Origin of the sequence: Bacillus sp. S2(2019) (assembly GCF_005144805.1) — a bacterium.
Taxonomy (GTDB): domain Bacteria; phylum Bacillota; class Bacilli; order Bacillales; family Bacillaceae; genus Bacillus; species Bacillus altitudinis.
In genome coordinates this window covers 59473-71753 of the sequence record NZ_SWFL01000006.1, presented here as the reverse complement: position 1 = coordinate 71753, position 12281 = coordinate 59473, and the positions used below count along the sequence as shown (strand labels likewise).

11 protein-coding genes and 2 other annotated features are annotated in these 12281 nt (G+C 38.7%); of the genes, 10 read left to right on the top strand and 1 reads right to left on the bottom strand.

What is annotated here, in order from left to right:
- Positions 1 to 67 precede the first annotated feature (67 nt).
- The 10 genes from FBF75_RS18220 to FBF75_RS18175 all read left to right on the top strand — a co-directional run bounded on the left by FBF75_RS18220 (position 68) and on the right by FBF75_RS18175 (position 10707).
- Positions 68 to 457, top strand: a complete 390-nt coding sequence (locus FBF75_RS18220) for a tautomerase family protein (protein WP_065460026.1) — start codon at positions 68 to 70, stop codon at positions 455 to 457.
- Positions 458 to 483: 26 nt separating this feature from the next.
- Positions 484 to 807 carry a carboxymuconolactone decarboxylase family protein gene (locus tag FBF75_RS18215; protein WP_046526907.1) on the top strand — a complete coding sequence of 108 codons (324 nt, stop codon included), beginning with the start codon at positions 484 to 486 and terminating at the stop codon, positions 805 to 807.
- A gap of 140 nt (positions 808 to 947) precedes the next feature.
- Positions 948 to 1769 (top strand): MerR family transcriptional regulator, encoded by an 822-nt coding sequence (locus FBF75_RS18210; RefSeq protein ID WP_099496393.1) that lies wholly within the window; start codon positions 948 to 950, stop codon positions 1767 to 1769.
- 26 nt (positions 1770 to 1795) lie between these two features.
- Complete coding sequence (locus FBF75_RS18205) at positions 1796 to 2983, top strand: MFS transporter (protein WP_116307639.1); 1188 nt, start codon at positions 1796 to 1798, stop codon at positions 2981 to 2983.
- A 213-nt stretch (positions 2984 to 3196) separates the two neighbouring features.
- Complete coding sequence (locus FBF75_RS18200) at positions 3197 to 4027, top strand: DNA alkylation repair protein (RefSeq protein WP_056703342.1); 831 nt, start codon at positions 3197 to 3199, stop codon at positions 4025 to 4027.
- Positions 4028 to 4301: 274 nt separating this feature from the next.
- Complete coding sequence (locus tag FBF75_RS18195) at positions 4302 to 5486, top strand: DUF1835 domain-containing protein (protein WP_056703346.1); 1185 nt, start codon at positions 4302 to 4304, stop codon at positions 5484 to 5486.
- A gap of 74 nt (positions 5487 to 5560) precedes the next feature.
- Positions 5561 to 5784, top strand: a binding site (T-box leader).
- Positions 5785 to 5821: 37 nt separating this feature from the next.
- Positions 5822 to 6046: a binding site (T-box leader), on the top strand.
- A 51-nt stretch (positions 6047 to 6097) separates the two neighbouring features.
- Positions 6098 to 8017: a threonine--tRNA ligase gene (thrS, locus tag FBF75_RS18190; protein WP_116307691.1), complete on the top strand. Its 1920-nt coding sequence runs from the start codon at positions 6098 to 6100 to the stop codon at positions 8015 to 8017.
- 172 nt (positions 8018 to 8189) lie between these two features.
- Positions 8190 to 8759, top strand: coding sequence for a hypothetical protein (locus FBF75_RS18185; protein WP_136945053.1), 570 nt, complete (start codon positions 8190 to 8192; stop codon positions 8757 to 8759).
- Between the two features lie 26 nt (positions 8760 to 8785).
- On the top strand, positions 8786 to 10069 hold the full coding sequence (locus FBF75_RS18180) for a hypothetical protein (RefSeq protein WP_074041641.1): 1284 nt from the start codon (positions 8786 to 8788) through the stop codon (positions 10067 to 10069).
- A 356-nt stretch (positions 10070 to 10425) separates the two neighbouring features.
- A complete protein-coding gene (locus tag FBF75_RS18175) occupies positions 10426 to 10707 on the top strand; it encodes a hypothetical protein (protein WP_017358811.1) in 282 nt (93 codons plus the stop codon).
- A 52-nt stretch (positions 10708 to 10759) separates the two neighbouring features.
- Here the strand turns inward: FBF75_RS18175 and FBF75_RS18170 are convergent, their stop codons facing one another.
- Positions 10760 to 12268, bottom strand: coding sequence for an AcpB/EbpR/MafR family transcriptional regulator (locus tag FBF75_RS18170; protein WP_017358812.1), 1509 nt, complete (start codon positions 12266 to 12268; stop codon positions 10760 to 10762).
- Positions 12269 to 12281: the final 13 nt, after the last annotated feature.

Here is a 12281-nt window from a genome sequence, read left to right as displayed (position 1 = left end):
ATTCAATTATATAAAACGAGTATTGGGATGTAAAATGAAGTGAGACAGAAAAAGGGAGATGACATACATGCCATTTGTAAAAGTCAATTATATGGAAGATGAGTACGATAAAGAAAGCTTAACTTCTATTAGCCAAACGATCATGAAGGCTCTGATAAAAGAATTTCAAGTTCCTAAAAAAGACTACTTTCAGGTATTCAGTTCACATAAGAAAGAAGAATTTTTTTTTGATCCCCATTATCTTGTTCGTCATGAAAGAGATCATCGTCTTTTATATATCCAAATTACATGTGGTTCAGGAAGAACCGAGGGACAGAAGCAATCTTTATATAAGGAAATAGCTGACCAGTTGTATAACAAACTCCATATATCAAAAGAAAATGTATTCATTATGCTGATTGAGACAGGCTTGGAAAATTGGTCCTTTGGAGAAGGGCTTGCGCAGATGATCAAGTAACGGAACGATTGAAAGGGGAAATAGCTATGCATCAACCAATCAAGCAAACTGTAAAATTCACTCTCGGAGATTTTGCTCCAGCATTTGTTGAGTATTCAGAAAAAGTTCTCTTTGGAGATTTATGGAGAAGGGAGGAACTTTCTCTTAGAGATCGCAGTATGATTACAGTCTCAGCTTTAGTAAGTACGGGCAGTCTGAATCAGCTGGAATACCATTTACATCTTGCCAAAGAAAATGGTGTCACCAAGAACGAATTGATTGAAGTCATCACTCATCTTAGTTTTTATATCGGATGGCCTAAAGCAGCTTCAGCACTAGAAGCGGCTAAACATATTTTGGAGGACAAATAAAATTCATCAAACAACGAGCCCTATTTGAGATAGGGCTTTTTTATATGCGAATAAATTGTATTTTAAAATCTTCTATTGACTTTCCCCTTTACTGAAAGGTTTATACTTTGATCAGATCAACAAAACGGAGGAGATGCAGGATGTTCAAGATTGGCGATTTTTCTATGTTAAGTAAAGTCCCTGTCAAAACCTTAAGGTATTATGACCAGATCGATTTATTAAAACCTAAACAGATCGATCAAGAATCTGGATACCGGTATTACTCAGCTGAGCAGCTGCTTGAGGTTAATCGGATTTTTCTGTACAAGGAATTAGGCTTTACGTTAAAGCAAATGAGTCAGCTTCTTCGTGAAGATATTTCTGTCGAGCAGATTCAGGGCATGTTTCTCTTGAAAGAAAGTGAGATTCAGCAATTGATCGAGAGAGAACAGCAGAAATTAGCGCGTATTAAGGAGCGGATGCACCTCATCAAACGAGAGGGTTGTGTTGAAAAAGAGCAGGAGGTCATCATCAAATCGGTTGAAAGCAAACGCATCATGTCTTTTCAATCCAACGGAACTGTTGAAGAAATCCCTTCATTCTTTCAAATGTTTCATCATTTATTACATAAACATCAACAAGAATCGATCTCGGGACCACAAGTGGTGCTATGGAGAGAATCACTGGATAAAGAAAGTGAGTTCGAATTTGAGGTGGGGTATTCCGTCAAATCGTTAAGATGCTCGCTTCCTCAGGGAATGACAATTCGCACGTTACCTGCAGAAGACACCATGGCGACACTCTTATTTCATTCACATTCTCCATCTGCACAAACTGCTTGTGTTGACCTGGCGACATGGATCGAAAATAACGGATACCGCGTGAAAGAAGATCAGCCGGGCAGAGAGATTTATTACCCATTGTCTGAAAATGAAGAAGGAAGACTCATTGAAATTCAAATTCCTATAAAAAATGAAGTGTAAACATTGCCCAAAGGAGAAACGTCACGATGAAAAATAAAGCCGTTGTTTATTTACTTGCTTTAGCAGCCTTTTTAATCGGAACAATCGAATATATCATTACAGGGATTATTCAAATGGTCGCAGATGATTTACAGGTCACGACATCAGCTGCTGGTTTATTGGTCACATCCTTAGCGCTCTCAGCAGCAATCGGCGCACCGATTGTCATTGCACTAACCATCAATATCGACCGCAGAAAAATATTATCATGGATGCTGATCATTTTTACTTTAAGTAATATCATCACAAGTGTCAGCCATTCGTTTGAAATGGTGCTGATGACAAGGGTTTTACAAGGAATTAGTGGAGGGACGGCCATTGTGGTGGCAATGGCTGTGGCCACTCGTCTTGTGGAACGGGAAAAAAGAGGAACAGCGATTGGCATCATTTTAATGGGATTAAGCAGCTCATTGGTTCTAGGAGTGCCGATCAGCACATTTCTCAGCAGTATGATCGGATGGAAAGCATTATTCGCAGCCATTGGAGTGATCACGCTTATTCCGCTGATTGTTGTGTACAGGCGAATCCCCTCTATGAAAGAACAAGAATCGGTGACGCTTCGTATGCAATTATCGATTTTAAAAGACAAGCGAATATTGCTTGCAGTGGCAGTCACGTTATTCTATGTAGGGGGATATTCGACTTTATTTACCTATTTAACGCCCTTCCTGCAAGCATCAGCCAACCTAAGCATCACAGAAATCAGTGGCATTTTGTTACTAGCGGGAATATGCAGCTTTTTAGGATCAAGCCTTGGAGGGATGGCAGCAGATAAAAAAGGGCCAATCTTCACGATTTTTTCTGGCATCATCTTGCAAATCATGATGCTCATGCTACTAGCATTTGTCACAGGGAATCTCGTGGTCATGGTGGCTGTTATCATGATATGGATGATCGCTACATGGAGCACATCGCCAGCTCAGCAGCTATATCTTGTCACACTTGTACCGAAATCTCCTGATATCGCATTAAGTGTCAATACATCATTTATTCAATTTGGATTTGCTTTAGGCTCGGGGGTAGGAGGGCTTGTATTGAGCAGGACATCTATATTGAACCTCAGCTGGATCAGCGCTGGAACGGTTCTTCTCGCTTTGCTCATGACCATTCTGATGGTGGCATTTGACCGAATTTCTCAGCATAAGAGTTTGAAGGTGATGGAGCAAGGAAGGTAACATAGATTTACTAGTATTGAGGGAACTACTTATTTCGGTAGTTCCTTTTTTGATTTGAAGAATGCACCAGTTGAGAAGTTTATTTGCTACAATAGGAGTAAATATCCAAAGAATGAAGGGATCAATTTCACACTAGCTTTTTAAGGGTGAATAATAAATTATTTTAAAAATGTATGTCAAACAAAAGTACTACTAGACAGGAGAGAATACATAATGCCAATAAGTGAGAAGATCATCAATCGTAAAGGCGCTCGAAAGGGGAGTGACATTCCTCATGACGTCTTGATTCTTTTGAATCAGGGAGAGTTAGAGAGTGTCAATTTAACTGAATGGCTGGCTGTCAATCATGTGACTCTATTACAGCATGTTTTGCCGTCCATTGGTTTAGACAAACATTTAATCGATCTTTCAGCAGAAATCGCCAAACAAAAAGCGGAGTCAGGCATGAAAGCGATTCGTCTTATCGGTCATTTGTTAGATGAAATGCTGCAGGAAGAAAATGAGGAAAAAAGAGTGGAAGTCATACAGGCATGCAGTTGTCACATATCTGATAGCGTCCGCTGCTGGGCTGCTTATATGAACAAACAGCATTCATCCTCTTTAGAAGAGAAACTAGCGTACATTCAGCCATTTGCAGCTGATCATCATTTTGGTGTACGCGAAATTGCTTGGATGTCAGTGAGAGAAAGTCTAAGTCAGCAGCTCGATCAAAGTATAGAATATTTAACAGAATGGGCAAAAAGTGAGGATGAAAATATTCGTCGATTCTCTGTAGAGGCAATCCGTCCAAGAGGTGTATGGACAAAGCATATTGAGTTATTAAAACAGGAGCCAGAAAGAGCACTGCCAATTCTAAATCACCTCAAATCTGATCCATCAACATATGTTCAAGATTCTGTAGGAAACTGGCTGAATGACGCTAGTAAAACACAGCCTGATTGGGTACGAAACCTGTGCGAACAGTGGTCAATGGATTCTGATACAAAAGCGACTAGCAGAATTGTTAAGAAAGCCAAAAGAACGATTGTGAAGGGGAATTTGTGAATTAGAGCATGATCTACATTCCTTTTATGAGGAGATTTCTATCGATAAATCAATCGGAAAGAAAGTCTCAGAGAGTTGTACGCAAATGGCCCCATTTCGTGGGGCTTTTTGTTTTTCGTAAAAGTCTAGCTTCCACTGTTCTGCCATGATTACTTCTGTAAAGATCTAATCATCTCCTTGTCATACTTTTGAATGAAATTGACTCAATAGAATTGACGAAAGAACCATGAATAGGTGAAGATGAAATAAAATGTAAGATAAAGGGAGACGAATGATGATACATATCATATTTGGGGCGGCAGCTGCCGGTAGTTTAAAACAAGCAATACGTGAAATGAAGCAAAAACAAATAGATGATGTCATCGCTTTTGATGATATCTATTCAATTGGACCACTTCTACATTTACACGAACATGAAGGACAAGCGAACCGTATAGAATGGCTGCGTAACGTGATGTCAAATGAATTTGGCTATTTTGACGACATGGTCAACGATCAGCATAGAATGCTTCAGCAAATAAAAGAAATAAAAGCTGGCAGTCGTATACTCATCTGGACAGGCAGTAATGCACATGAGCAAATTGCCTTGCGATATGCCATCTATTTATTAAAAGAGAAAAGCATTGAATTGTCTGTAATCAATATAACGACAGCATTTGATCAGCTGTTCAATACGAATACAAGAAGAATGATCCTTCGACATTCCGGAGAAATCGCATCTGAAAAATTTAAAATTTTGTATGAGAGTAAAGAGCATATTCACCCAGTGACAAAAGAAGAAAGAGAAAGATTACAAAACGAATGGCTTTCACTTGCTAAAGAAAATCATATGCTGCGGATATGGCAAAAAGGACAAGTGATCAGCGTACCAGAAGATGAATTTGATGCTTATTTAGTGAAAATGGCTAAGCGGCTTCATCAGTCCGCGCCAGAAGAGGAGTATATCGTCACTCCACGCTTAATAGGAGAAGTCATTGGTCATTTAGATCAGTATATCGGCGATGATTTTATTGAATATCGATTGAAGACATTAATTGATCAAGGGATGTTTGACATGAAAGGAAAAAGAACTTCCATGCGTTATTACTCGATTAAACTGACAGAGTTCGGTCAGAACTTCAAAAAATGGGTGTGCTGTCGAGAGTTTGAGGATCATCCTTTTGTGAAAATTGAAGGAGATTACGGTGGTGAACCTTTTCATTGCGGGCATTGTCAATGTCATTTAGAAAGAGATGATGTACCAATGAGTGATACCCTTTTCTCAAAGTTATGGAATTGGAATATACAGTATGGCCGCTGGTTTGACGAAGAAACCGATGATTTGCTGCCAAATGGTGTAGACATGGAAAGAAAGTTCAATCAAGAAGGAGAGCGAATCACTGAAGAAGTGAAACGAGCCTTATCTCCTGCGTTTCAAATTGAATACAGCCCAAGTGAATACACACAATATTACATTTAAAGAATGAATTTCGTTATCACTGCACAAAATAATCCTTTACATGATCCATCATCATCATGTAAGATATGGAGAAATTAAAAGCGAAGAAAAGGACATGAGCCATTTTTACTGGTTACCAGAGAGGGAAGTGACGCTGAAATCTTCCTAACACAGAAAAATGGTCTTACCACCTTTGAGCTGTATTGGAGAAATTACAGTATCCAATACCGTTTACGCCACGTTACGGCACCAGAGCCATAAAGCGCATACGCATTATGGGAATTTGGGTGGAACCACGGATCACACATTCGTCCCTTTATGAGGGATGGGTGTGTTTTTTTGTTTACTTTTATAGCATGATTGCTTTGAAAAGGACATGAGTAGCTTTTATCGGTTCACAGAGAGGGAAGTCACGGTGAAATCTTCCTAACGCAGAAAAGCTATCTTACCACCTTTGAGCTGTATTGGGGAACATTACAGTATCCAATACCGTCTACGCCACGTTACGGCACCAGAGCCATAAAGCGAATACGCGTTATGGGAATTTGGGTGGAACCACGGATTACACATTCGTCCCTCTATGAGGGATGAGTGTGTTTTTTTATTTCAAAAAAGAGAAAGGTGTGTCAGTGATGAGAGAAAAAATGGTGAAAATTCAATTTCCAGATGGAAAGATCAAGGAGTTCTCCGCAGGTACGACAGTCGCAGAGGTTGCCTCCCATATTAGCCCAAGTTTAAGAAAAAAAGCAGTAGCGGGAAAGATCAATGATCAGACAGTGGACTTAAGTTATCCGTTAAACAACGATGCGGGGGTTTCGATTCTAACACTTGATTCAAAAGAAGGGCTGGAAGTGTTACGTCATACAGCTACACATGTATTAGCCCAAGCTGTGAAAAGGTTATATGACAATGTGACACTGGGGATCGGACCTGTCATTGAGAATGGATTTTACTATGATATGAAGCTGAATCAAACGTTAAGCGTAGAGGATTTGGCAATGATTGAAAAAGAGATGAAAAACATCATAAACGAGAATCACCTTATTCAAAGAATGGAAGTCTCTTACAAAGAAGCTGAAGTGATGTTTGCACATGATCCATATAAACTGGATATTTTAAAAAGTCTTCCTCGACAAGAAGCCATCACGATTTATCAGCAAGGAGAATTTATCGATTTGTGCCGCGGTCCCCATTTACCTTCTACAGGGTATTTAAAGGCATTTAAACTAACACGTGTGGCAGGGGCTTATTGGCGGGGAGATAGCAATCAGGATGTCTTGCAGCGAGTGTATGGTGTAGCGTTTCAGCATCCAAATCATCTAGCTGATTATCTTCATTTCATGGAAGAAGCAAATAAACGTGATCACCGGAAATTAGGGAAACAGTTATCCCTCTTTATGTTTTCAGAAGAAGCGCCAGGCATGCCGTTTTATTTACCAAAAGGTCAGATTGTCAGAAATGAATTAATGGCCTTTTCTAGAGAAGTGCGAGGAAAAGCGCAATATGAAGAAGTAAGTACGCCATTTATGATGAACCAAGAACTTTGGGAAAAGTCAGGTCATTGGGATCATTATCATGAGAATATGTATTTCTCAGAAGTAGACGATACAAGTTTTGCTTTAAAGCCGATGAACTGTCCAGGGCATATGCTCATGTTCAAAAATAACTTATATTCCTATAGAGACCTTCCAATTAGAATGTCTGAATTTGGTCAGGTGCATCGTCATGAATTCAGCGGAGCATTAAATGGATTGTTCAGGGTCAGAACATTTTGCCAAGATGATGCCCATATTTTTTTGAGAGAAGAACAAATTGAAGCTGAAATTAAACAGATTTTCCAATTAGTTGATTACGTATATCGGACATTTGGTTTTGAGTATTCAGTCGAACTATCCACTCGTCCAGAAAAAGCATTAGGGGATGACGCTATTTGGGATGTATCCGAAAAAGCGCTAAAAAATGTGCTTGATCAGTTAAAGATTGACTACTACTTAAATGAAGGAGATGGGGCATTTTATGGTCCGAAGATCGACTTTCATATTCAAGATGCACTAAAGCGGAGCCACCAGTGCGCCACAATTCAGCTGGATTTTCAAATGCCAGAGAAATTTGATTTAACATATATCAACGAGAAAAATGAAAAGGTGCGGCCAGTTGTCATTCATAGTGCCATTTTTGGTTCACTTGACCGGTTCCTTGGTATTCTCATTGAACATTTTGCCGGCGTCTTCCCGTTATGGCTCGCACCAATCCAAGTACAAATCATACCTGTCTCAAGCGTTCACCTTGATTACTGCATAGAGGTGCGGCAGCAATTAAGAAATATCGGAATTAGAGTCACAATCGATGAACGGGATGAAAAACTCGGCTATAAAATGAGAGAAGCACAAATGCAAAAAATTCCTTATATCGCTGTCATTGGAGATACAGAAATGCAAGAAAAAACACTGAACATCAGACAACATGGAGAAAAAATGTCAAAGCTGCTGTCTATTGATGACTTTAAACACTTGGCAGCCCAGCAAATAAAAGACAGAACAGCTCAAATATGATGTGCTGATTTCATGAAGAAGGATAAGACGTTCATTGAATGGTGGGCGTCTTTTCATTTGGGAAAAAGCCGAATTGACAATTGAAAGGGAAAATATTGAAACATTTTTTCAATAACATCGTAATAGAGATAGAGCGCTTAACAGAAACATTTGAAACGAGGAGGAGTATTGTATGGAACAAGCTGCATTAAAAAAGCTGAGGTCAAAGCAAATAGTCGTTTCTAATTTAATAGCCGGCATCATAATCGTCGCTTTTTTTATCTTGCTTCAAATGTCTGACATTCGATTTACACATTTCTTTCTTTGTTTAGGAATTATTATGCTCTTTCTAAGTATTTATGGTTTTATTAAAAAAGGATCAACAAAGTCTTTCATTCCCCTTTTCGAGCAGATAGCCATTTATGAAAAAGAAAAATTGGGGGAAGAGTGGGAGAAAGAAAAGAAGGCAGAAAATATTTCAAGAGTAGTATTAAGTGGTCTGATGTTCCTTCAGTCATTCAGCTTCCAAGATGTAACAAATCCATTCTTAAACATACAACCTATGCTTTTAATTTTCTTATTATTTGTAACTCTAGCCCTTATTAATTTAAGCATGCTTTTTCGCTTTAGAAAAATCGACCGGTCGACTGAAGAGCATGAATTAAAAGGCTTTACAAAGAAAACAAACATGGTGTCAATGGTTTTAGGATTATTAACAGCGATCGTTATCTTCGGCTTTATCGTCATCTTTGTTCTTCCATAAGACTGAATCATTTTGAGGTGAAATAAATGAATGCAAACATACAACAACTGATCGATCAGACAAAGACGAAATTTGGCTTAGATCTTTACTATCTAAAAAGACACAGTTTTCATCGCTACGTCAATATGTTCAATGAAACGGTGTATACATTGAATATGGAATGGTTTCCCTCTCATGAAACGGAACCCGAGGACGATGATCTAAACCCAGACGGCACAGCTGTCATTGAAGTGAACTTGAATACAGGACAGACCGAATCAGTTATTTTTGTTATGGACAAAACCTATGCGCAGCATGGTGTCACGTTTAAGAGACCTTATCCAGCTCATGTCATTCAATGGATCGAACAAGAAACAGGATTGATCTATGGAGAGCATTTTCATATGCATCTGAAGGAGAAAGGGGAACTTTCTTTCGAAGAAGCAATAGATGGTGTGAAAGTAACACCTTCAGGCAGAATCGAAGTGAAATGGAATGAACATGGACAGCTCATGTACTTTACACATCACGGTCCATTTTTAGCCAAAACATTACTGAAAGATGAGGAGTATGTGCTTTCCCTTGATCAGGTGGAGAACTTAGCTGAGCAGCAAGTGCAGCTGTTTCAATGGCCTTCCTTCGAGCACAATCAAATCCGGTCTATTTATGCGTTAGAAGAAATCTATGTGAAGAACGATGGAACAGGAACTCTTCCGTTTGAAATTGGGCGTGAAGAAACGCATTGTATACACATGAATGAAGTCATTGAGTGGAATGAACCGATAAACAGTGCCTTTGAAAAAAAAGAAATGGACATTCATGAGAACATTTCAGCTGAACAAGCTTTCTCATTGGAATCATCACCAGATTCCCTCCCGATATCAAAAGAAGACCAGGATGAGTGTATCAAAGCAGTCTGCACCTTCTTGGCGCAAAAATATCCAAAGGATACAGGAAAGTGGGTTCTAAAAACACTCCAACGTGATCACGGATACATCCATGCGATATTAAAAACGAATGAACAAGAAGGCTGTGGATTTATGGATAAAATCAAGGTCTTCATTGATGCCAACACTTTTGAAGCCATTAATTACATAGATAAAAAAGAGATGTTTCAAGTATGTGGGATACTCAATCCATCTCAAACAGCTAGTGAAATCACCATAACTCAGAAACAAGCCTTTGAAACATTGAGAGAACGCCTCGAACTTATACCTATCTATGTCTATGACGATGTGCAAAAACAATATGTTTTATGCGGCAGGCTCGATTGTCATGATGGCATTGATGCAGTGAGCGGCGAAGTGTTCTCTTTGACAGACCTTTCATAACTTCCAAAAGAACAGTGAGGAGCTGTTCTTTTTTTGTCCCATCTCCCTCTTTTTTGCAGAAAAATGGAATTTTGTAGCAGGAAGTTGTCGTTTCATCACGAAAGAAAACAGGTAAGAATATGATCATAGGTCCATTGTTTGAATTCGTGGTGGAGTCAATGAGAAGACATAGGAAACGTTATACATATTGAACATTCGTGACAGTACAGTTGATCTACAGTATCAAGTCTAAAAAGTAAGTGATCATGTCTCAAGCCGTATGCGAAAATACGTGTACCGAGATCATATGATGAGTTGGTTCCGTTTGTTTTTAGGTGAGTTTGAAGCCAAGTTAGAAGAAAGTGAGGATATCTACCTTGAGTACATTGGAAGTGTTTCGTCAGTTTTTGGTTGACCATTATCCTTCGTTACAAGATGAGCTTTGGCTGAAAGATGTTGATACCCTTCGAATCTCTCCTATTCTTCATCCTTTTCTGAAAAGCAAGCTGCCAGATGGGATTGAAAAATTCACTTGTGTCCTATTCACGCAGCAAACAGATCAAACCACTGCCCCGCTCAAAGTATACCTTCTATTAGATGAATATGGGCAATCGCTTTACGCCATTGATTTGATGAATGAACAAATCGTGCTTCATTAATACAGAACCAAAAAGCTGCTTGAGCATGTCTCAGCAGCTTTTTTGGTGAAACTTAGTTTGTCATATCAGCCAATCTTGAGTGCAAGTTGTCCAATTCTTTCTTTGTTGGAAAAGAGCTGATCAGCAGCGTAGACCGTCCTAATTGATGAGGAAGCTCAGTATCGGTCACAATCATATCAATCCCAAGTCGATCCATTGTCAGTTCATTTAATGTATTTTCTGGACTTGTGAAAATATGAATGAGAGGAGGCAATCTTAATTTAATTAAATCCGCAATAAACAAACTATGATTATAACCTAATGTTGAAATGACAAAAATGTTCAACACGTTTCTCCGATCCATTTCCAAATGAACAAGCCCTCTCCAGTTAGAAGTAATGATACGAATCAATTCTCGTTCATTTTTCACAAAAGAAGCGAGTATATCGTCTGTTTTTAACTCTTGGATGATATGAGTAATCCTCGAATAGAAGTAAGGAAGCTGTTTTTTTACCTCTGATAAATAACTCGATTTCTTTTTGAAAAGGAATCCATCTCTTACGGTAATTTCCCTAGAATACACATAATATTGGAGAAGAATCAGTGTCATCGCCTTGCGATTAGCCACCTCTTGATGAAAAATCAACTCCAATTGATTGATAAAGGAATGAATGGCTTCAAAGAGCTGTGGTGTATGCGATTGAAAGAACGTCAATTTTTCTTCGACCGTTTCAATTGATTTATAATGGCCAATAGCTGGTTCAATCAATAATAAAAAGACAAATTCGTGACGATCCAATGTAACACCAAAAGTGTCCTTTGTCATTTGGCAAACGTGTTCTTCCAAGTTTTTGATTTGTTTATAGATACCTTTAGCTGTAGATGTTTGTTTTTCCTTATCCATTGAGTACCTATAATTGCGTCGTATGGTAAAATTTTTCCTCAATCGGTGTATGGAAACGGCGAGCCATAGGCAAAATTTATCTAAAGCCACATCAGGTAGATTGACTTCGAGCACCTGAAATAGCTTTTGTAAAAAATCAACTGCATCTTGCTTTTGAATATCATCGAATGGCCAAAGCCTGCTTCCATAAACTTCAAACAAAAATTCCACAAAAAATTGACGAATCTCCTTCTCATTTCCATGGAACTGCATACTATCTGGTCGTAACTCAATGTCATACGAGGTAAGAAGCGAATTGATTTTATGTATGGTGTTATACAATGTGGATCTACTGATATTCAGCGTGTCCATCCATTCATAGAAAGACCTGTTTTGTTCAAAGAAAACGCCGTCAATCAATCGAATTTCAATCGTATCTTTTAGAATTTCTTTGATATAGTAGTCGACTCGTATCGTCTGTGTATAACAAATGGATATGCCTTGTCTTGGCTTTATGCGGATTAACGGCTCACCGTTCTCTGTTTGGAACGACTTCATTTGTTCTAAATCGTTTTGAATGGCACGAACCGAACCGATTTGTTCATTCGATATCTCTTGAAGGCTCCACCACTTATCTTTTGATACAAGCAGTTTTAGAATTTTTATCCATCTCTTTGATTTATTATCAATGAGCTCCATTAAACAACTAACT

Bases quoted from the DNA above. Each gene is read 5' to 3' on its own strand.
- FBF75_RS18220 (WP_065460026.1), top strand. From the start codon at position 68: ATGCCATTTGTAAAAGTCAATTATATGGAAGATGAGTACGATAAAGAA.
- FBF75_RS18215 (WP_046526907.1), top strand. From the start codon at position 484: ATGCATCAACCAATCAAGCAAACTGTAAAATTCACTCTCGGAGATTTT.
- FBF75_RS18210 (WP_099496393.1), top strand. From the start codon at position 948: ATGTTCAAGATTGGCGATTTTTCTATGTTAAGTAAAGTCCCTGTCAAA.
- FBF75_RS18205 (WP_116307639.1), top strand. From the start codon at position 1,796: ATGAAAAATAAAGCCGTTGTTTATTTACTTGCTTTAGCAGCCTTTTTA.
- FBF75_RS18200 (WP_056703342.1), top strand. From the start codon at position 3,197: ATGCCAATAAGTGAGAAGATCATCAATCGTAAAGGCGCTCGAAAGGGG.
- FBF75_RS18195 (WP_056703346.1), top strand. From the start codon at position 4,302: ATGATACATATCATATTTGGGGCGGCAGCTGCCGGTAGTTTAAAACAA.
- thrS (WP_116307691.1), top strand. From the start codon at position 6,098: ATGAGAGAAAAAATGGTGAAAATTCAATTTCCAGATGGAAAGATCAAG.
- FBF75_RS18185 (WP_136945053.1), top strand. From the start codon at position 8,190: ATGGAACAAGCTGCATTAAAAAAGCTGAGGTCAAAGCAAATAGTCGTT.
- FBF75_RS18180 (WP_074041641.1), top strand. From the start codon at position 8,786: ATGAATGCAAACATACAACAACTGATCGATCAGACAAAGACGAAATTT.
- FBF75_RS18170 (WP_017358812.1), bottom strand. From the start codon at position 12,268: ATGGAGCTCATTGATAATAAATCAAAGAGATGGATAAAAATTCTAAAA.